Source organism: Exiguobacterium sp. RIT594 (genome assembly GCF_003339585.1).
Lineage (GTDB): Bacteria > Bacillota > Bacilli > Exiguobacteriales > Exiguobacteriaceae > Exiguobacterium_A.
This window is the reverse complement of the sequence record NZ_QPKF01000001.1, coordinates 503,627-522,672: the sequence shown is the minus strand read 5'-3', so window position 1 is coordinate 522,672 and position 19,046 is coordinate 503,627. Positions and strand designations below refer to the sequence as shown.

The window sequence follows — 19,046 nt, the reverse complement described above, 5'->3', positions numbered from 1 at the left end:
AACGCTCCCATCCATTAACAAACTCTCGTGTTATTGTAGCATATAACGAGGAGGCTCTTCAAAACGTAATTCTCCATAACTGAGACTGTCACGATGGAAATTTGCGTATTCTACTTCTCTCAAAAAAATGAAACAGAGCAACGGATGTCGCATTCCGTTGCCCTGTTTCGTAGTGCGTGAATTGTTCGAGCCCGCTTTACTTTTCGTACTGTTACGAGCGTTCCAGCATCCGTTCGAGTGCGAGGACTGCATAGCGTGTCGTTTCCGGATCGACGGTGATGACATTGACCGGCTGACCGGATTCAATTTGTTCGAGTGACCAGGCGAGGTGCGGTAAATCAATCCGGTTCATCGTCAGACACGGACACATGAATGGATTCAAGGACACGATGTCGAGTTCCGGATAATCTTTTGCCAGCCGTTGGACTAAGTTCATTTCTGTCCCGATGGCCCACTTCGTTCCAGGTTCCGCCTGTCTGATTTGATCAATGATATACGCTGTCGAACCATTCAAATCTGACGCTGCGACGACTTCAAAGGAACATTCCGGGTGAACAAGAATTTTCCGTTCGGGATCTGCTTTACGGAACTGCTCAATCTGTTCGACCGTGAACTTCTCATGAACAGAACAATGTCCCTTCCACAGTACGACCCGGATGTCCTCATCCGATCCGTCAAACACCAACTGATCGGTAATCGGATCCCAGACAGCCATCTGTTCGAGCGGAATTCCCAAGGCATGCGCCGTATTCCGTCCGAGATGTTGATCGGGCAGGAAGAAGAGGATGTCGCGTTCAGCAAGTGCCCACTCGACCATTCGAACTGCATTCGAGGAAGTAACGGTTGCTCCGCCGTGACGACCGACAAACGCTTTGATTTCAGCTGTTGAATTGACATACGTCAACGGGAGAATCGATCGTCCCAACCGGTTCGTCAACACGCCATATGCCCGTTCCGTCTGAAAGCCGTTCGCCATATCAGCCATTGAACAGCCGGCCCGCATATCCGGCAAGACGACCGTATGCTGTTGATCCGTCAGCATATCCGCCGTCTCTGCCATGAAATGAACACCGCAAAAAACTGTATAGTCGGCATCCGTCATCTGTTTCGCCACTTGCGCGAGTTGGAGTGAATCTCCTGTTGCATCCGCAAACTGAACGACCTCATCTTTTTGATAATGATGCGCCGGTAAAAATAGCCTTGATCCCATCCGCTGTTTGACCCCTTCGATGATTGCCACTAATTCTGCATCTGTTTTTTCTAAGTATGTTCTCGGAATCCCTTGCTCTGTAAATAAATTAAGACTCATCTTTTTTTCCTCCCGCAATTTTCATACTGATGTCTAACGCCGGTGCCGAATGGGTCAATGCACCAAGTGAGATATAATCTGCTCCGCACTCACCATATGCCGGTAACGTATCCAGTGTGATTCCGCCTGATACTTCGACCGTAATCGTTCGCGGAATCCATGACCGGAACAACTTGATCTCTTCCGGTGTTCGGTTGTCGAGCATGATGATATCGACACCGGCTGCGACTGCTTCCTTGACCTCTTCACTTGTCTCGACCTCCACCTCAATCGGTGTCGTGTGACCGACTTGTGCCTTCGCCCGACTGACGGCAGCTGTAATTGAACCGGCGACGGTGATGTGATTATCTTTGATCATGACGGCATCATCGAGTCGACCGCGGTGATTAAATCCGCCCCCGATCCGAACTGCATGTTTTTCAAGCATCCGGAGACCCGGTGTTGTTTTCCGTGTATCGGCAATCCGGACTTTCCCATCGACAAGACTTACAGCCCGGTGCGTCAAGGTCGCAATTCCCGACGTTCGTTGAATGAGATTTAAAGCGACCCGCTCTCCCGTCAGAATCGCCTGCAGGCGACCGGACCATTTCGCGACTACTTGTCCGCGGGAAATTGGTTGTCCGTCCCGGACGATCGTTTCGTGTTCAACTTCGAGCAGTCGGGCCAATTCGCCCAATACAGCTTCTCCGCAAAAAATACCGGACTCTTTCGCCATGAATTGACCGGTTCCTTGTTCATCGCCAATCAGACACACTTCACTCGTCACGTCCTGACGACCGATATCTTCCACTAAAAAATCTTCAAGCTGTCGTCGTAGGTACCATTTGTTCATGTGGTTGTTCTCCTTTTAATCGTTGAATTGCTCCTTCAAGTAACAGCTTGGCCGTCATCCGGTGCAGACGGCTCAGTTCAGCGTCCCGTCCGGATCCTTGTTCATCCGGTTGATGTTGGAAGGTTTCCAGTGTTTGTTTAAGCAGACGTTCATCGAGCTGAACGCTTAACGCTTCTGCCCAGGAGGAATCGAGTGGTTCCGCCGCTCTCTCCTGTCCGATCTCTAAGTCCGGTAACGCCTGACGTGCCGGCAACCGAAGCCGTAATGCCAATTCTTTGCCCATTACGAAACATTCGAGCAGCGAGTTCGAGGCCAATCGATTTTTCCCATGCAATCCTGTTGATGCCGTCTCGCCGACGGCATACAGTCCCGGAACAGTCGTCCGCCCGAGACGGTCTGTTTTAATCCCGCCCATTAAAAAGTGAACACCGGTCGTCACTTCGACGATATCAGGTGATATGTTCAATGTTTCACATTTTTTCACAAACGTTGGAAAGCGTGTATGCAGTTGTTCGACAGGCGTCGTATTGAGATAAACCGGTTCTTGTTCGCCTACTGTCGTGATGCGCCTTGCGACTTCATCCCGGGCGGCCAAGTCTCCTTGCGGATGATCCGCCATCACACGGCGACCGTCTGTTGTCATCAAATACGCACCCGCTCCGCGTAATGCCTCCGTAATCAAGCCTTGACTGACACCGTCGTGAAGAAGCACGGTCGGATGATGCTGGATGTACCCTAAATCGGATAGACGTGCTCCGACCTGCGCCGCGAGTGCCAGACCGTCACCCGTCAGGTCCGGTTCGTTCGTCGAAGCCGTGAACAAACCGCCGATTCCGCCTGTCGCCAGGATGACAGCCCGGGCGGAAAAGACGACCGGCGTTTGACCGCGATACCCGCGTGCGCCGACGACCTGTTGTCTGTTCATCAACAATTCCGTAATGACGGTATCCTCGATGACAGGATGATCCAATTGCTGAAGCAGTTGTGTCATCATTCGTTCACCCGTCCGGTCGCCTCCACTGTGAAAAATACGGGGTCTTGAGTGCGCCCCTTCCTGACCTAAGGCATATTCGCCCGTCACTTCACGGTCAAACAAGACACCAAATGCTTCAAGTTCTTGAATGACCTGCCTGCCGGTCGCGGTGATGAATGAAATCATCGTTTCATCTGTCCGTCCCTTCGCGGCCTGCTCCGTGTCAGCTTGATGACTGAAATGGTTCTCCTCCAGATATGCCGACGCAATCCCGCCTTGTGCCCGCATCGAATTCGTTTCTGTCTTTGACCCTTTTGAGACGAGGACAACGTTCAAGTGAGCCGGGAGATGCAGGGCAGCTGAAACGGCTGCTAATCCTGTGCCGATGATTAAGACATCAACTTCCTTTACATTATGTAAAGACATATGACAAACACCTCTATACTTAAATATTTACTATTGACTTGACAATAAGTTTGGCATATTTTTAGCTGAGTGACAAGACGAAAGGATACGATAATGAATGATTTATTTAGATTACGCGGCAACGACCCCCATGCACCCGGACGCCCTTGAACAGTACCGGTACACGGCAGAACATGCATATGGCAACAGTTCATCGCTTCATGACACGGGAGATACCGCCCTCCGATTGTTAGAGCAGGCACGGAATAAATTAATGGAATGGCTTGGTGTGACCGAAGGAACGATTGTCTTTACGGGGAGCGGATCTGAAGCCAACTACATCGCTTTAAGTCATCTCCTCCGCCAAACCAACAAGACAACTGTCTTGACACTTAAATCGGAACACGATTCTGTCTTGTTACCCTTGAAACGGTGGCAGCATGACTGGCGGGCAATCGATTTACAAACGACTGGCGAATTCGATTGGGCGCTGTTTGAACAAGCGTGTACGGAAGAAATCGGCGTCGTTTCAATCCAGCATGTCAATTCAGAAACAGGTTTTATCTTTCCGGTGGCTGACATCGCGGCTTTCTGCCGAAAAAAAGGTATTCTGTTTCATTGCGACGGCATTCAAGGCTTTTTGAAAGAGCCTGTTGATTTAACGGACGTCGAGGCCTACACCATCAGCAGCCACAAAGTCTATGGTCCGAAAGGACTCGGTGCCGTCTATTTGCGGCGCCCCCTGTTCAGTCCCTATTATGAAGCGCACCATGAGTTCGGAATTCGTCCCGGAACTGTCGATGTCCCCGGTATCGCGGCTTTCCTGATGGCGTGTCATCGTTATCTTGAGGAAAATCAGCAGATCCAGGCATCGAGCAAAAGATTTCGTGGTATGCTAAAAAAAAGACTTCCAGCTGCTTATTACCAAATCATTGAATCACCTCAGCAACTTAATTCGATTTGTGCCATTCATACGAAACAACGGGATGGTCAATTCGTCCTCCTCGCCCTAAATCGTGCCGGAATTGCCGTCTCGGCGGGAAGTGCTTGTCGTGCAGGTGAGAATGGACCCAACTCGACTTTACGTGCGATTGGTTTTGATGAAGCAGCGGCTCACGGATTGATTCGACTCAGTTTCGGTCGGATGACGACAGCCGAGGAAGTAGAGCGATGTATCGATGTCCTTTGTTCTTTGGAGGAATCAGATGAACCGGAAAGGTAGGAATGGGCATGGGAAGAAGACAGTCCGGAGAAGAACGCCGGCAAGAGTTACTAGAGATGATTCAGCAAAGCGATCGACCCGTTACAGGTACGAAGTTAGCGAAACAGGCAGGTGTCAGCCGCCAAGTCATCGTACAGGACTTATCATTATTAAAAGCAAAAGGATATCCTGTCGTCGCGACGGCCCGGGGATATTTATTAAATCACCCCGAGCTTGACGGATCCCGCCATCTCAAAAAAGTGGTCTGTCGGCACGGCAGCGATCAGTTGAAGGCGGAGTGTGATGCCGTCGTTGATGAAGGTGTCATTATCCGCGATGTCATCGTCGAGCACCCCGTCTATGGATTTTTGACCGGGGAATTGATGCTGAAAAGCCGCCGGGATGTCCGAGCATTGATTGAACAACTCGAAGAAACGCAGGCGACGCCTTTATCTACTTTGACGGACGGCGTTCATATTCATACGCTCGAAGCCGATAACGAAGAAGCTTTACAAGCCGCAATCGATGCCCTTGACCGGTTAGGGATTCTTGTTTCAGAGCTCGATGTCTAATTTTGTATACTTCTTGCTCTGTAGATCCTGTCATCACAAAAAAGGTCCATCCCGTTAAACGGAATGGACCTTTTTTGTGGTTGGGATCAGACGGTTGGATCATCCGTCCCTTCTGATGATTCATTTTGCGAGAAAACAGCGGAGACGGTTTGAACACGCCGGTTTTCGACATGAAGGACGGTTAATGTCACCGGTCCATATACCATCTGAGTCCCCACTTCCGGAATATGACCGACATCTTCCATAATCCATCCTCCGAGTGACTGGGCTTCCGTTTCCGGCATCGCCAAGTCAAATTGATGACAGAAATCTTCAATGTCATACTCCGCCAGACATTCATAACGGTTAGGACTGACTTGTTTCGTATATTCGAGTGACTCATCATGTTCATCCCAAATCTCTCCGACCAGTTCCTCGAGAATGTCCTCGAGTGTAATCAAACCGGCTGTACCGCCAAACTCATCCAGTACAACAGCCATATGCGACTGTTTGACTTTTAATTCCGGCAACAGATCGATGATATGGGTTTGCGGAACAACAAATGAGACCGGACGAATCAATTCACGAATCTCGACACGTCCGTGCTTGACGAATTCACGTAAAAAATCACGTTCTGATAAAACGCCGATGATATGATCAATCGAATCTTTATAGACCGGCAATCGCGAGAATCCACCTTTTTGCACTTCACGTAAAATTTCATCAAAACCGGCATCAATGTCAATCGCCTGAATGTTCGTTCGCGGTGTCAGCGCTTCTTCAACCGTGACATTCTTGAAGTCAACCGCCCGGTGCACGATTTCCGCCCCTGCCTCGTCCATGACCCCCTCTTCTTCACTGATGTCGACGAGAGCCCGTAATTCCTGTTCGGTGACAAGCGGTCCTTTCGGATCAGCCCCGATCAACAGTAACGCAACCCGTCGCAATTTCAGAAACAAGAAAATAGCCGGCTTAAAGAGCATCAGACAGACATGCAGCGGACCACTGATCCAAAACACATAGGTTTCCGCATGCTCTCTGGCATAGGATTTAGGAATAAGCTCCCCGAATAACAAAATGAACAGAAACGTCAGAAAGACAATACTGATTTGAATCAATAGATCCGTTGATACCGTCATCGCCAACCAGCCACCGATCATCGCCACTCCCAGATTGGACAGGGTGTTCCCGATTAAGATGGCTGTCAGCGTTTCCTCATACCGTTGCAACAGGCGGAGTGCCTGGGTCGCACGGCGGCTTCCTTCTTCCGACTGATGCAAAATCCGTAACCGGTTTGCGCTCGATAACGCGGTTTCGGACGATGAGAAAAATGCCGAGATGACAAGCAGGACGAAAAACCAGATGATCTGAATCGCGGGAAGTGGGTCCACGATGCTCTCACACTCCATTTCTCAAATGAACTTGTTTTTTCTTAGAACGAAGACTCGATGAATTCGAATTCGAAATCACGGATTCGAACGACATCACCGTCAATCGCACCCATCTTACGAAGTTCTTCGTCGACACCCATTTGACGCAACGTCCGGGCAAAGCGTTTGATTGACTCTTCACGCATGAAGTTTGTCATCGTGAACAGCTTCTCGATCCGTGGTCCTTTGATGACGAAGCAATCATCTTCATCTTTTGAAACCGTAAATCCGGCTTCCGGTGCTTCATATCCGTAAACGACACGTGGTGTCGCTGTTTTTTCTTCCAGTTCTTCGAGACCGAATTCCGGTGTCGCGTCAACAAGATCAGCAATACGGAATAAGAGGTCACGTAATCCTTGACGTGTTGCTGCCGAGATGGCAAACACTTCAAGACCCGGGAACGCTTCTTTGAACGCTTCGAGATTCGCTTCCGCATCCGGCATATCCATTTTGTTTGCGACAACGACTTGTGGTCGTTCTGTCAGACGAAGGTTGTAATCCGCAAGCTCTTTATTGATGATATTGTAATCTTCAATCGGATCGCGCCCTTCCATACCACTCATATCGATGACATGAACAATGACTTTTGTCCGCTCGACGTGACGGAGGAACTGGTGACCAAGACCCACACCTTCGCTTGCACCTTCAATCAGACCCGGTAAATCGGCCATGACGAAGCTGCGGCTGTCTTCCGTTTCAACGACACCGATGTTCGGTGTAATCGTCGTGAAGTGATATGCCCCGATTTTCGGGCGAGCTGCTGAGACGATTGACAGCATCGTTGATTTCCCGACACTCGGGAAGCCGACAAGTCCGACATCTGCGAGCATTTTCAGTTCGAGTTTCAAATACTTCTCTTCACCCGGTTCACCATTCTCCGCGTGTTCCGGAGCCGGGTTTGCCGGTGTTGCGAAACGTGAGTTCCCGCGTCCGCCGCGTCCACCTTTAGCAACGATTGCCTGTTGTCCGTGATGGACAAGGTCAGCGATGACTGCATCCGTGTCATCATCATAGACGACAGTGCCGGGTGGAACTTTGACGACGAGGTGCTCGGCTTTACGTCCGTGCATCCCTTTCGACATTCCGTTTTCGCCTTGAACGGCTTTAAAGTGACGTTTGTAACGGAAGTCCATCAACGTCCGGAGTCCTTCATCCACTTCGAGAACGACGTGAGCACCATGCCCACCGTCTCCTCCGGCTGGACCGCCGTCTGGAACATATTTCTCGCGACGGAACGCCACTTGCCCGCGTCCTCCATCTCCTGCTTTTACATAAATATTTACCTGATCGACAAACATGTCAGATCCCTCCTATTACTTTTCTTCCTCTGCAGGAAGACTTTCGATTTCAATCACACACTCATACTCCGTCTGTGACTCGATCTCCATCGGCGTCACTAGATCTTTAAGGCGCGACATATCTAGTAGATCCCGATAGATCTCGATGGTCACGCCCTCATGGAAGGTCACGGATACTTCTCCATTCCCCACTTCTATCATGTCAAGCGCAGCTTCAAGAATAGACGCCAGGCGTGCATCCTCGATCTGCTTTGGTGTTTCGATTACATCATATTCGACAGTTAGGCCTGTCCAATCTGCTCGTTGCAGGGCGAGCGCCGTTTTCGGTAGTCCAATCAGGGAAAGTCGTCCTTCTCGTGACGCTTGTTCCCGATACATGGAACAAATCGATTCAACAGCCGCCTCGTCACCCATCGCGCTATATGAACGAACAAGTTGTAATCGGTTCAACCATTCATGACGAAGTGACTTCAAAAGATCCAGTACCTGCTCATCCTTCATCAGTCCGTTCCCTCCTAAAAAAACAGACCCTAACCCCTGAAAGTGGCTAGAGTCTGCTTCATCAATCACTTATGCTGGGTAAACGCTGACTTGTTTTTTGTCGCGTCCGAGACGTTCGAAACGAACGACACCAGTTGCAGTTGCGAAAAGTGTATCATCGCCACCACGTCCGACGTTCATACCTGGGTGAATCTTCGTACCGCGTTGGCGGTAGAGGATTGAACCAGCAGAAACAGTTTGACCGTCTGCACGTTTCGCCCCAAGGCGTTTCGATTGCGAGTCACGACCGTTCTTTGTCGAACCTACCCCTTTTTTCGATGCGAAGAACTGAAGATTAAGTTTCAACATGTGGAATCCACCTCCTATATTTGTTCAAGTTGGATAAACTCACCGTAACTTTCAGCGATGGTTCCAAGCTGGACCAACATCGCTTCCAGTAACAATTGGGTGCGTTCACTGACATCCGGTGCTAAGTCAGCATACGGTTCTACATAAAAGTAGCCACCTTCTTGTTGTTCTGCCATTTCAAGGAGCAGGACCTGCCCGAGCAGTGATTCGATGGCATTGTATGCCCCGAAGATCACACTTGATGTGCCGGCACAGACTAAATCTAAACCAGGCTCAGCGAACTCGGCATGTCCTGTCACTTCGATGGAACGGATCAACTCCGCTTCATCTCGTCGAATCTTGACACGTATCATGGCTTACGCTTCGATTTTCTCGATGCGGACCTTCGTGTAAGGTTGACGGTGACCTTGCTTACGACGGTAGTTCTTTTTAGCTTTCATTTTGAAGACTGTGATCTTTTTCGCGCGAGCGTGTTTGATGACCGTTGCTACGACCTTCGCACCTTCTACGAGTGGAGCGCCGACTTTAACATCGTCACCACCAAGGATCAAGACTTCGCCGAATTCTACTGTGCTGTCGACGTCTGCGTTTAATTTCTCAACGTAGATCTCTTGGCCAGCTTCGACTTTAACTTGTTTACCACCAGTTTTAATAATTGCGTACATTACGTGCACCTCCTCTTAGGAACTCAGACTCGCCATCACGGGCAGCGGATGCTTTAAAGACCCGGTCTGTGCGGTTGTAGTCATTTGGGTGCTTCCAAACGAACTAACGTTATTCAGAATACCAAATGAAGCTGACTGTTGTCAATAACGTTCTGCCGGATTCTCAATGTCTTTTGACAAAATCGTCACAGTCGGCTTTCGTACCGGTAAACAGAATGCCCGGTTCACCTTCTATAAGAAGTAATTCAAGAGGACTTTCGGCGAGAAGCAACGGACTGAGCAGAGCGAGCGGAGCGCGAACGACCGCTGCTTCCGCATGTGTCGCGAGTTCGATCAACCGCGGCTCGAGTTGACGGTGGATGGCGATCCGGGACAACTGACCATGATCCCGTGACCGTTCGAACAAGGACTTCCCGTGTCGCTGACGTGTCAGTTCACATAAACCCATTTTCGTAAAACCGTATACTTCGATCTGTTTCGATTCGTGCGCCGCCCGTTCCTTCAACAGTTGGGTCACCCGTGTCTGTCCTTTACTGGACCCTCTCAAAAAATCAACGGCAATCATCCCGCTGATATTTCGCAGACGGAGCTGACGCATGATTTCAACTGCTGCCGCTTCATTGATTTGATCAAACGTCCGTTTTTGTTCCTTGACGGAAACGGTCTTGCCGCTGTTGACATCAATCACGGTCATCGTTTCGACTTCTTCAATCAGCAGGTAAGCGCCCCCGTCGAGCCATACGACCCGGTCCAGCGCCTTCTCAATCGTCCGGTCCACCTGTTCCATGATCGGCAGGCGGCCTTTGATGACAGGACGCTCGACCTGAAACCCCATCTGCTCCAGACGCTCTTTCTCCATCCTGTTCGTGACGAGTGCCTCTGTGACATGACCCAACCGCTTCGCCTCTTGAATGATCAGGGGCTCATCCTGTTCAAGTGTCGTCTGCTGCAACATATGTTGATGACGCGCACGCAGTTGCTTCAATTCCGCCATCAATACCCCGTCATCGGCTTGCGCCGCTTCTGTCCGGTATAAAATCCCTTCCTCTTCCGCCACCGGAATCACTTTAGCCAGTTGCTGTTGGACGACCAAATCCAGCTTCCGGCTGAAACGCACGCGGCGTCCGTACGGGAAATAGACGAGGAACCGTCCCCCATACGTGATGTTTTGTGTCACTTTATGCTGTTTCGGGGCCGCTCCTTCTTTTACGACCTGTACGAGTACGGTCTGGCCGACTTGAACAGCTTGCCCGATCGTCGGAACTTCCGGATAACGGCGTAACGTTTCCAGTGTTTCATTGATCGGTAAATAAAGCGGCGTCCCGTCCGTCGCAATCAAAAATGCCGCTTCAAGCGTCGGGTGCAGGCGGTCAACTTTCGCATGTAACAATGTCCCGACCCGAAGTTCATCCCGCATCCGTTCGTGGTATTCGACGACCCGACCCCCTTCAACCAACGCTACCCGTTCCAGGGACGGAGTCTGTTCACTAATCCATTTCATCTTCATTCCTCCATGAAAAATAGACTAGAAGCATAAAACCCTTCTAGTCTATTTTTCCCCATCTTATTTCATGCCAAGCATTTTTTTCAGTTTCACGAAAAATCCTTTTTGCGGCTGTTCCATGATGTCGAGCAATGGAACCGACTCCCCGAGAATCCGTCGCGTGATGTTCCGGTAGCCGAGACCAGCCCGGTTATCCGGATTCATCGTTACAGGTACGCCGCGGTGAGATGCCGCGATGACTTCTTCATCATCGACGATCAAGCCAAGAAGATCGATCGACAGGATACGCATGATTTCGTCGATATCGAGCATATCTCCAGCCGCCATCATATGCGAGCGGACACGGTTGACGACGAGCTTCGGCACGATTTGACGCTCCGAACGCTCCAGCATCCCGATGATCCGGTCTGCATCCTGAACCGCAGCTTTTTCCGGTGTCGTGACAATAATGGCTTCGTCTGCACCGGCAATCGCATTCATGAATCCTTGTTCGATTCCTGCCGGGCAGTCAATCAAAACAAAGTCATACTCTAATTTCAATGAGTCAATGATGCCTTTTACCTGTTCCGGTGTGACGGATGATTTATCCTTAGACTGAGCAGCAGGTAACAGATACATTTCTTCAAAACGTTTATCACGGACGAGGGCTTGATGCAGTTTACATTGTCCGGTCACGACGTCAACGATATTATAGATACTCCGGTTGTCGAGGCCAAGTACGATATCCAGATTCCGAAGACCGATATCTGTATCGACGAGACAAACCGAATTCCCCATCAGCGCAAGTGCTGTCCCGATGTTTGCAGTTGTCGTCGTCTTACCGACTCCACCTTTACCAGATGTGACGACGATGGCACGTCCCACATGCGTTTTCGCATCTTTATGTACCTGTTCTTTCACTTGTTCCATATCTGTCACCCTCTTTCACTATCAATCGCAAATTGATCCATCCGCGCAAGCGGAACGGTTTGAAGACGAGAAAATTCGACTCCTGTTTCCCCTACAAAAGCACAACCCATTTCTAACGCCTTGATCGGCGCGTCATCCGGATCTTCATGGACGAAATCGGAAATCGAAATCCATTTCGGTTGCAGGATACTTGCCGCAATGACAGCCTGCTCGTTCCCGCCTTTTCCTGCATGAACCGTTCCCCGTAACGCTCCCAGACAATAAATACTGCCGGTTGCGTGCACGACGGCTCCCGGATTGATGTCGCCAATGACGACGATCGACCCTTCGACATCTACGACATGCCCACTGCGGGCCGTGCCGCCAAAGTAATGAAACGTTCGCTCTCCATAGAGCGCTTTTGCTTCATCCTTCGTCAGACACTCGCTGTCGTACCCATTAAACGAAAATGAATCATGACGCGCAACGATGGATTCGACAGCCGTCACAACGCCTTCGTCGACGTAACGGCGACCGAAGAAGAAAGTAATCGGAACGGCGCGTCCGTTCTCGACGGATTTGTCGGCAAGCGTCAATTCTAAATCGTCAAGAAATTCATCCACACTGCACCTTTCATTTACATAGACGGCGAGGCCACCACGATGGCCCTTCATCGTTACATAACGCTTACGCTCAATCATGACTCATCCTCTTTTCTCATCAAATGTGGATTGCACCAGTCGCGTCATCGGATAATACAGCACGATGATCCCAATCAACTGCGCAATGAGACTCCTTGGAATGATTTGTGTCGCGAGTTCCTTGAAAGGAACACCGACCCCTACGACCGAAGCCGTGAAGAAATAAATATCCAGTTCAAACAAAATAGCGCTGAACGTAAAGGTGACGATAATCGTTAATACGTTCTCCTTTACATATTTTAGCACGAAGCTACTAAAAAGCGGAATGGCAGATAGCGCAAATAAATAAATTCCGATGATATCCGAATAGACGAAATCATATAACAGACCGAACAGCAGTCCAAAACCAAGCGCTTGCTCAATTTTCCCGTAACGTCCTAAAAACATCAACGCGATCAACGTGACATGAATGACGTAAGGAGAGCCGTCTCCAAGCGGACCTGCGAACAACGTTCCTTCCAAGATAAAAAGAAGGAACACGGCGAAAAACAACTTGATGTTATTCACTAGTGTCCCCTCCCTTGTCGGTCTCAGCGAAAGGTTCCTTCGCTTCGCGTTGAATCACGAAAACGTGACCAAACTGTTCGAAGTCTGCTGCCGGTTTGACGTATGCGATTTTCGAAGCACCGTATTGATCCGATTTCACTTGTTCGATCTTTCCGACCACGATACCACTCGGATACTTACCACCGAGTCCGGATGTCGTAACAATCTGATCTTTTTTCAGTTTGGCATCGTTCGGAATCTTCGTGAATTTCAAGAGATTCGTCTCTTCATCAAATCCTTCGATCGTACCGAAGACACTTTTTCCTTTCGTATCGTCAGCAACTGCTGAGACATTGTTCGTCCGGCTCGTATCTGATAACAATTGAACGAGTGATGTGTAGGCACTTGTCTGAATGACACGGCCAATTAAACCATCTGCTGTCACGACGGCCATATTGGCTTTGACACCTTGTTCTTTTCCGATATTGACCGTGACGAAACGTTGCCATTCGGATGACGTTCGACCGATCATTTCTGCCGGCAATAACGTATAGTCCCGAATCGATCCTTTTAGCTTCAACATGTCTTTTAATTCATTGTTCTCACGTTCCAGGTCGCGGACTTTGACGGAATTTCCGGCATAGTCGCCCAGTCGTGATTTTAAATACTCATTTTCCTTATACACATCGCGCACTTCTTTAACCGAAGTGACCGTATCATCAATCCAGCCAATCGGTGTCGCAAAAAGACGTTGGCCAACCCCGACGGTATCGCGGACAAAACTTTGATACCAGTGGGTCTGGTTACGTCCTTGGAGCGAAATTCCGATTAAAATCACCAAAAGGAGAAAACTAAGGAGTGTGATGAGCAGTTTTCGATTATTTAAAAATCGCTTCATCGCTCATCCCGTCCTTATCTTTTTTGTGAGATGCCTGATTTCGAACGTAACACATTCATCATCTCCAATGATTTACCTGTACCGATTGCGACACAGTCAAGCGCGTTTTCCGCAACGAGTGTCAAGATGCGTGTTTCATCTTCAATCACGGCATCCAAGTTTTTCAGAAGGGCTCCGCCGCCTGTCAAGACGATTCCGCGATCCATGACGTCTGCTGATAATTCCGGCGGTGTTTGTTCAAGCGTGTGTTTGACACCGGCTAAAATTGCATCGACCGTATCTGACAACGCATCACAAATTTCTGCGCTTGTGACTTCGATTTGTTTCGGAAGTCCCGTCACGAGATCACGTCCACGAATTTCCATCGTCTCGTTTTCCGATTCTTCATCAATCCGGGCATACCCGATCGTCATTTTCAACGTTTCAGCCGTCCGTTCACCGATCATCAGATTGTATTTTGATTTGATGTAACGAATGATTGACTCGTCCATCTCATCTCCACCGACACGAATCGATTGGCTTGTCACGATACCGCCAAGTGAGATGACCGCGACTTCCGTCGTTCCGCCACCGATATCGACGACCATTGAGCCCGTTGGTTCAGAAACCGGAAGACCTGCTCCGATTGCTGCTGCAAACGGTTCTTCAATCGTATAGGCTTCACGTGCACCAGCAAGTTTCGCCGCGTCTTCGACCGCACGTTTTTCAACGGACGTAATCCCGCTCGGTACACAAATCATGACGTTTGTTTTAGAAGAAAATAATCCTTTTTTCTTTGTTGCTTGATCCATGAAGTATTTGATCATCGTAGCCGTTGTTTCATAATCGGCGATAACCCCATCTTTCATCGGGCGTCGTGCCGTCACGTTTCCCGGTGTCCGTCCAATCATGTTTTTTGCTGCGTTACCTACTGCTTCAATCTTACCTGTATCGGTACGGAATGCGACGACAGAAGGTTCGCGTACGACGATTCCTTGCCCCTTCACATAAACGAGCGTATTTGCCGTACCTAAGTCAATGCCGATTTCACGGCTAAATGATCCAAACATTATTCAAAAAACCCCTCTCTGAGAATACACTTCACTAATTATAACGGAAAAGCCTTCCTTGGAAAGCGTTAAAACGTTACAGCTTGTTTACAGTTCAATGGTTGTTACAAAACTAAAAACGCCTGAGGTCAGGAAGCACAGTTCCCCCTCAGACGTTATTCTTACATAAATCCCCGCTGTTTCATACTAATAAATTGTCCATGCCCGATGACGAGGTGATCGATGCAACTGATTCCGATCAATCTGCCCGCTTCGACCATTCGTTCCGAGACTTCGATATCTTCCCGGCTCGGCGTCGGATCGCCGGACGGATGATTATGGACCGCAATGAAGCTTGCCGCCGAACAACGGATGGCTTCCCGAAATATGTCGCGCGGGTGAACAATCGATGTATTGAGCCCTCCGATAAACAGCGTCTTCTTCGAGATGACCTCATTTTTTGTATTCAAGTACAGGCAGATGAAGTGTTCCTGCTGATAGAGCCGCATCTCTTCCATCAATAATTCGGCGGCATCATCGGGTGAACGGACGACCGGACGGACCCATTTCGGTTCCGTGACAAGCCGCCGCCCGAGTTCAAGTCCCGCCATGATTTGAAGCGCCTTTGCTTTGCCGACGCCCGGCGCCTTTTCCAGTCCTCCGACACCTGCCGCTTCCAGTTCAATTAGTGACGGATAAATGTCGAGTAAATCTTCGGCAATTTCAAGCGGGCTCCGGTTCCGTGTCCCGCTGCGGACGAGACATGCCAATAACTCCACCGTCGTCGCCTGTGCCAAACCCTTTAACTGAATCATATCTTTTGGCCATTCAATCACTTCATCCGACCTTTCTGTTCATGAAATTACGCGAACATCGGCTTGATTCCAAACGTTTCGAGACGACGGCTGATTGGATTGATCGGTAAACCGACGACATTATAATAGTCGCCGTCAATCGCTTCGACGAATAGACCACCTTTTCCCTGAATCCCGTATCCGCCTGCCTTGTCGTACGGTTCCTCTGTCGCAACATAAGCCAGCATCCAGCTTTCCGGGATATCACAGAATCGGACCTTCGTCGTAATCGTAAACGTCTCCTCCCGTTCATCCTGTAAAAGCGTTACACCGGTCACGACCTCATGTGTCCGTCCGGATAGCTGTCGTAACATCTCGAGGGCAGCCGCTTGATTGACCGGTTTTTCAAGAATGTGCCGATCCAGGGCGACGACCGTATCTGCTGCCAGGACGATTTCACCGGACTTCGCCACGGCCCGGGCTTTTTTCCGTGATAAATACATCACGTACTCGTCAGCCGACATCGGATACGGGGCTTCCTCCAACACATCGGCTGGTCGTATCATATGGGGTACACCAATCTGCCGTAACAGTTCCGTCCGTCTCGGAGAGGCCGAAGCCAGAATCAATGAGTGTTGCGTTATCATCAGTATCACGCTCTTTTCCTTCTTTTTCGACCAGTCTTACTGGAATCAACTTTCAGTATAACGAAAAACAAGTATCGCTCCGAGTCAGAGCAACACTTGTTTTGGGGTTAATTACCTGTAACATCGACAAACGGATCCGATTTCGGAGTCGTCTCCTGAAGCGGCGTCTGTTTATCCGGAATCAACTTGGTTAAATCCGGACGGTAGTAACTTTCGATTTCCACTGTAAAGGACATCATTTCGTCTTCAAGGACAATCGTCTGGCTCCCTGGACCCGGTTCATCCGGACCGGTCAACTGGATTTGGCGTAAAATCGTAATCCGGTCCGTCCGTTCGATTTGCTTAAGAAAAGCCATCAGTTCGAGATAGGACGGGGCTTCGACCGTCAAAGAAGCAGGCAGTGCCGTCGCCGTTGTGGTCGCAACCGGTGTCTCTGCCGTCTGAGCAGCTTCCGTCTCGGATTCCGTCGCCATTGCACCGTCCACGGCAGGCGTTGACTGGACCGGTGATGCAGGAGCTGCTTCCGTTCCGGTTGCACCAAACGTGATGGCTTGGACTTTCACACCGGCAATTTGACTGGCCGCATTGATTGCATCAATCACATCATCATTCGCCGGTACGACCGGCACCTGTTTTTGGAGGAAGCTGGATTCAGCAACATCGACTTTCTGTTCATTCGCTTTTGCCGCTTCAAGCGCCATCTGTTCCCGTTCAAGTGTTGCTTCGGTTTGCTGTAATTCCTGATACGTCGTGTACGTCGTATAACCGAAGTAGCCGAGCCCCCCGACAATCAAAACAATCGTCAAGGCAAGAAGAATGAGACCACTATACCGTTTCAATTTTCTTCCACCTCCTCTACTTCAGTCGAAACCGGTTCGTCCGCTTCTGTGCCGGTCGCCGGTGGTTCCACCGTTTCCGTCGCTTCCGCTTCCGGGTCGACCACGGCATCCGTCGTTGCATCTTCCTTCGGCGCATCGGGATCCGCCTGGTTCGTTTCCCCTTTGATGACTTCCGCCGGGACAACCGTCAGACCAAATTGCCCGATATAGCGGGGTTCTTCCGTCTCCGTCTCGTCCGTCGGCGTAATGGTCGTCGTCGGAATCTCTTCGCCGGTCGACGGATCGATCGTCGTTGATGTGACGAATTCCGCTTCTTCATTCATCGTTTTCGTCGTGACATTTGTTAACGTCACTCCGGTAAAGGCCGTATCCGTCAACAATTGACGGTAAAAACCGTTTAACTCATCGAGCGTCTCAAACTGGGCATTCATCGTCACAAGATGATCGGCTCCATAGGCAAACTGCAAAATATAGCCGCGTTCCGGCAGATACCGCGTAATCCGTTCCAAAGCCGGCACAGCCGGACGTGGTGTTGCTTCCAGTCCGTCGACGGTTTGCTTGAGCTGCGCAACTTCTTGTTTGGCCGACTGAGCGGATTCCGATTGCAACGCCTGGACGATTTGAATCTGATTGTTTGCCGTCTCGAGCCGGTCGGCAAATTGATCGGTCTGCCAGTACAGATATCCGCCTGCCATCCCGCCGAGTAGCAACAGGATCAGCGAGGCAACCAATGGAAATTTCGGCGCGACATCACTGTCCGGCAATAAATTGATCCGGTCTTTATGGCTTGTCGCAAGACCAACGAGCGGTAAGTACGCTTTCGGAATCGATTGTCCCGACACATCGAGGACATCCGGCACCTGTTCCAACCGGACGTCAAAGTTCGTTTCGAACCGGCGCACCAGTTCCTCTTGAAACGGAAAATCTCCCGTCAGCATGACACGGCTAATTTCCCGTCCGTCACGCGCTAACGAAAAACGATAGAAATCAAGCACACGTGAAAATTCCAGTAACATCTCTTCCAGGATGAATTCGACGTTGGCATCATCTGATTGATAGCGGTAATGCAGCCGGTCCTCGATGACATCGACTTCCCAGGCATTCGCGACAAACGTATCGACCGAACGAATCAGACGCGGAACCTTGTCTTCGATGATGATCAACTGATGATTCGTCGCATTGACGTTCCAAATCAACAGATTGCTGTCAGCTTCGACTTCATACAGCGAATCGAGACCAAAAAACGTCGCTAACGGCTGAGGTTCTGCTGCTGCGAGACGGATATGTTTTTTCCGGAACAGTTCCATGTACTGTTTTAACGCTTCATTCGGTGCCGCATACAACATGATTTCCCGTTTGCCGTCTTCTTCGAGCAACGTGTAATCAAAATAAGGTTCTTCAAACGGCAGGACGATACTGTGTCCCAGTTCCATGAACAAATAACCGCGAATCTGATTGGTCTCGACCGTCTCTGGAATTTCGAGTTTCCGGGCCAGGACGAGAGATCCGTCAATCGCGAGGACCGCTTGCGAACCGCGGGGCACCTTCAACTTCGCCAGTAAGCTGTCAAAAATCAGATCGAGTGATGCTTCCGGTTGGAGCCATCCTCCCTGAAGCGTTCCGGGCGGTAAGGAAACGACACCCCGCCGCTTAATGACCCCCTTTTTGACGACCGCTCCAAAAATCCCGACATCTGTGAAATTAAAGTAGATATATGTACCTCTGCGCCGAGCTTGCGCCATATGTAT

At 49.9% G+C, this 19,046-nt stretch carries 21 protein-coding genes and 1 other annotated feature; of the genes, 2 read left to right on the top strand and 19 right to left on the bottom strand.

Features of this window, described 5'->3' with window-relative positions; translation table 11 throughout:
- Positions 1–211: 211 nt before the first annotated feature.
- Genes nadA through DVG79_RS02550 form a run of 3 tightly spaced genes read right to left on the bottom strand, consistent with a single transcriptional unit; the run spans position 212 to position 3,540 of the window.
- A complete protein-coding gene (gene nadA / locus DVG79_RS02560) occupies positions 212–1,309 on the bottom strand; it encodes a quinolinate synthase NadA (protein WP_114595334.1) in 1,098 nt (365 codons plus the stop codon).
- Positions 1,299–2,141: a carboxylating nicotinate-nucleotide diphosphorylase gene (nadC, locus tag DVG79_RS02555; RefSeq protein ID WP_114595333.1), complete on the bottom strand. Its 843-nt coding sequence runs from the start codon at positions 2,139–2,141 to the stop codon at positions 1,299–1,301. The genes nadA and nadC overlap by 11 nt, the downstream gene beginning before the upstream one ends.
- On the bottom strand, positions 2,110–3,540 hold the full coding sequence (locus tag DVG79_RS02550) for an L-aspartate oxidase (RefSeq protein ID WP_114595332.1): 1,431 nt from the start codon (positions 3,538–3,540) through the stop codon (positions 2,110–2,112). The genes nadC and DVG79_RS02550 overlap by 32 nt, the downstream gene beginning before the upstream one ends.
- A 97-nt stretch (positions 3,541–3,637) precedes the next feature.
- Here DVG79_RS02550 and DVG79_RS02545 point away from each other — a divergent pair, with 97 nt between their 5' ends.
- Both DVG79_RS02545 and DVG79_RS02540 read left to right on the top strand, forming a co-directional pair.
- Positions 3,638–4,741 carry a cysteine desulfurase family protein gene (locus DVG79_RS02545; RefSeq protein ID WP_114595331.1) on the top strand — a complete coding sequence of 368 codons (1,104 nt, stop codon included), beginning with the start codon at positions 3,638–3,640 and terminating at the stop codon, positions 4,739–4,741.
- An 8-nt stretch (positions 4,742–4,749) separates the two neighbouring features.
- Positions 4,750–5,292, top strand: a complete 543-nt coding sequence (locus DVG79_RS02540) for a transcription repressor NadR (protein WP_114595330.1) — start codon at positions 4,750–4,752, stop codon at positions 5,290–5,292.
- Positions 5,293–5,378: 86 nt separating this feature from the next.
- Here the strand turns inward: DVG79_RS02540 and DVG79_RS02535 are convergent, their stop codons facing one another.
- From DVG79_RS02535 to DVG79_RS02460, 16 genes are all read right to left on the bottom strand, one after another.
- Positions 5,379–6,662, bottom strand: coding sequence for a hemolysin family protein (locus DVG79_RS02535; protein ID WP_114595329.1), 1,284 nt, complete (start codon positions 6,660–6,662; stop codon positions 5,379–5,381).
- Between the two features lie 41 nt (positions 6,663–6,703).
- Positions 6,704–7,999, bottom strand: coding sequence for a GTPase ObgE (gene obgE / locus DVG79_RS02530; protein WP_026827820.1), 1,296 nt, complete (start codon positions 7,997–7,999; stop codon positions 6,704–6,706).
- 15 nt (positions 8,000–8,014) lie between these two features.
- Complete coding sequence (locus tag DVG79_RS02525) at positions 8,015–8,500, bottom strand: Spo0B domain-containing protein (RefSeq protein ID WP_114595328.1); 486 nt, start codon at positions 8,498–8,500, stop codon at positions 8,015–8,017.
- A gap of 69 nt (positions 8,501–8,569) precedes the next feature.
- A complete protein-coding gene (gene rpmA / locus DVG79_RS02520; protein WP_012370976.1) occupies positions 8,570–8,848 on the bottom strand; it encodes a 50S ribosomal protein L27 in 279 nt (92 codons plus the stop codon).
- A 14-nt stretch (positions 8,849–8,862) separates the two neighbouring features.
- On the bottom strand, positions 8,863–9,201 hold the full coding sequence (locus tag DVG79_RS02515; RefSeq protein WP_026827819.1) for a ribosomal-processing cysteine protease Prp: 339 nt from the start codon (positions 9,199–9,201) through the stop codon (positions 8,863–8,865).
- 3 nt (positions 9,202–9,204) lie between these two features.
- The gene (rplU, locus tag DVG79_RS02510; RefSeq protein ID WP_012370978.1) at positions 9,205–9,513 is read right to left on the bottom strand and encodes a 50S ribosomal protein L21; all 309 of its coding nucleotides are present in this window, start codon (positions 9,511–9,513) and stop codon (positions 9,205–9,207) included.
- Positions 9,514–9,528: 15 nt separating this feature from the next.
- Positions 9,529–9,599 (bottom strand) — a sequence feature (ribosomal protein L21 leader region).
- A gap of 77 nt (positions 9,600–9,676) precedes the next feature.
- On the bottom strand, positions 9,677–11,014 hold the full coding sequence (locus DVG79_RS02505) for a ribonuclease E/G (protein ID WP_114595327.1): 1,338 nt from the start codon (positions 11,012–11,014) through the stop codon (positions 9,677–9,679).
- 63 nt (positions 11,015–11,077) lie between these two features.
- A complete protein-coding gene (gene minD, locus DVG79_RS02500; protein ID WP_188005451.1) occupies positions 11,078–11,881 on the bottom strand; it encodes a septum site-determining protein MinD in 804 nt (267 codons plus the stop codon).
- 50 nt (positions 11,882–11,931) lie between these two features.
- Positions 11,932–12,606, bottom strand: coding sequence for a septum site-determining protein MinC (locus DVG79_RS02495; RefSeq protein ID WP_114595326.1), 675 nt, complete (start codon positions 12,604–12,606; stop codon positions 11,932–11,934).
- A 3-nt stretch (positions 12,607–12,609) separates the two neighbouring features.
- Positions 12,610–13,113 (bottom strand): rod shape-determining protein MreD, encoded by a 504-nt coding sequence (gene mreD, locus DVG79_RS02490; RefSeq protein ID WP_012370982.1) that lies wholly within the window; start codon positions 13,111–13,113, stop codon positions 12,610–12,612.
- Positions 13,106–13,990, bottom strand: a complete 885-nt coding sequence (mreC, locus tag DVG79_RS02485; protein WP_114595325.1) for a rod shape-determining protein MreC — start codon at positions 13,988–13,990, stop codon at positions 13,106–13,108. The genes mreD and mreC overlap by 8 nt, the downstream gene beginning before the upstream one ends.
- A 14-nt stretch (positions 13,991–14,004) precedes the next feature.
- Positions 14,005–15,039, bottom strand: coding sequence for a rod shape-determining protein (locus DVG79_RS02480; protein WP_012370984.1), 1,035 nt, complete (start codon positions 15,037–15,039; stop codon positions 14,005–14,007).
- Positions 15,040–15,200: 161 nt separating this feature from the next.
- Positions 15,201–15,833, bottom strand: coding sequence for a RadC family protein (radC, locus tag DVG79_RS02475; RefSeq protein ID WP_188005452.1), 633 nt, complete (start codon positions 15,831–15,833; stop codon positions 15,201–15,203).
- A 47-nt stretch (positions 15,834–15,880) separates the two neighbouring features.
- A complete protein-coding gene (locus DVG79_RS02470) occupies positions 15,881–16,459 on the bottom strand; it encodes a Maf family protein (RefSeq protein ID WP_114596539.1) in 579 nt (192 codons plus the stop codon).
- 107 nt (positions 16,460–16,566) lie between these two features.
- A complete protein-coding gene (locus DVG79_RS02465) occupies positions 16,567–17,298 on the bottom strand; it encodes a hypothetical protein (protein WP_114595324.1) in 732 nt (243 codons plus the stop codon).
- Entirely contained in the window at positions 17,295–19,040 is a 1,746-nt protein-coding gene (locus DVG79_RS02460; protein ID WP_114595323.1) for a type IV pilus biogenesis protein PilM, read from the bottom strand. Before DVG79_RS02460 ends, DVG79_RS02465 begins: the two co-directional genes overlap by 4 nt.
- Positions 19,041–19,046: the final 6 nt, after the last annotated feature.

What these genes read in the sequence shown, in the direction of transcription:
- DVG79_RS02495 (WP_114595326.1), bottom strand. Translation starts at nt 12,606, where the DNA reads ATGATTGAGCGTAAGCGTTATGTAACGATGAAGGGCCATCGTGGTGGC.
- nadC (WP_114595333.1), bottom strand. Translation starts at nt 2,141, where the DNA reads ATGAACAAATGGTACCTACGACGACAGCTTGAAGATTTTTTAGTGGAA.
- DVG79_RS02550 (WP_114595332.1), bottom strand. Translation starts at nt 3,540, where the DNA reads ATGTCTTTACATAATGTAAAGGAAGTTGATGTCTTAATCATCGGCACA.
- rplU (WP_012370978.1), bottom strand. Translation starts at nt 9,513, where the DNA reads ATGTACGCAATTATTAAAACTGGTGGTAAACAAGTTAAAGTCGAAGCT.
- DVG79_RS02460 (WP_114595323.1), bottom strand. Translation starts at nt 19,040, where the DNA reads ATGGCGCAAGCTCGGCGCAGAGGTACATATATCTACTTTAATTTCACA.
- DVG79_RS02515 (WP_026827819.1), bottom strand. Translation starts at nt 9,201, where the DNA reads ATGATACGTGTCAAGATTCGACGAGATGAAGCGGAGTTGATCCGTTCC.
- DVG79_RS02480 (WP_012370984.1), bottom strand. Translation starts at nt 15,039, where the DNA reads ATGTTTGGATCATTTAGCCGTGAAATCGGCATTGACTTAGGTACGGCA.
- DVG79_RS02540 (WP_114595330.1), top strand. Translation starts at nt 4,750, where the DNA reads ATGGGAAGAAGACAGTCCGGAGAAGAACGCCGGCAAGAGTTACTAGAG.
- DVG79_RS02470 (WP_114596539.1), bottom strand. Translation starts at nt 16,459, where the DNA reads ATGATAACGCAACACTCATTGATTCTGGCTTCGGCCTCTCCGAGACGG.
- mreC (WP_114595325.1), bottom strand. Translation starts at nt 13,990, where the DNA reads ATGAAGCGATTTTTAAATAATCGAAAACTGCTCATCACACTCCTTAGT.
- radC (WP_188005452.1), bottom strand. Translation starts at nt 15,833, where the DNA reads ATGATTCAGTTAAAGGGTTTGGCACAGGCGACGACGGTGGAGTTATTG.
- nadA (WP_114595334.1), bottom strand. Translation starts at nt 1,309, where the DNA reads ATGAGTCTTAATTTATTTACAGAGCAAGGGATTCCGAGAACATACTTA.
- DVG79_RS02545 (WP_114595331.1), top strand. Translation starts at nt 3,638, where the DNA reads ATGATTTATTTAGATTACGCGGCAACGACCCCCATGCACCCGGACGCC.
- DVG79_RS02505 (WP_114595327.1), bottom strand. Translation starts at nt 11,014, where the DNA reads ATGAAATGGATTAGTGAACAGACTCCGTCCCTGGAACGGGTAGCGTTG.
- DVG79_RS02525 (WP_114595328.1), bottom strand. Translation starts at nt 8,500, where the DNA reads ATGAAGGATGAGCAGGTACTGGATCTTTTGAAGTCACTTCGTCATGAA.
- obgE (WP_026827820.1), bottom strand. Translation starts at nt 7,999, where the DNA reads ATGTTTGTCGATCAGGTAAATATTTATGTAAAAGCAGGAGATGGAGGA.
- rpmA (WP_012370976.1), bottom strand. Translation starts at nt 8,848, where the DNA reads ATGTTGAAACTTAATCTTCAGTTCTTCGCATCGAAAAAAGGGGTAGGT.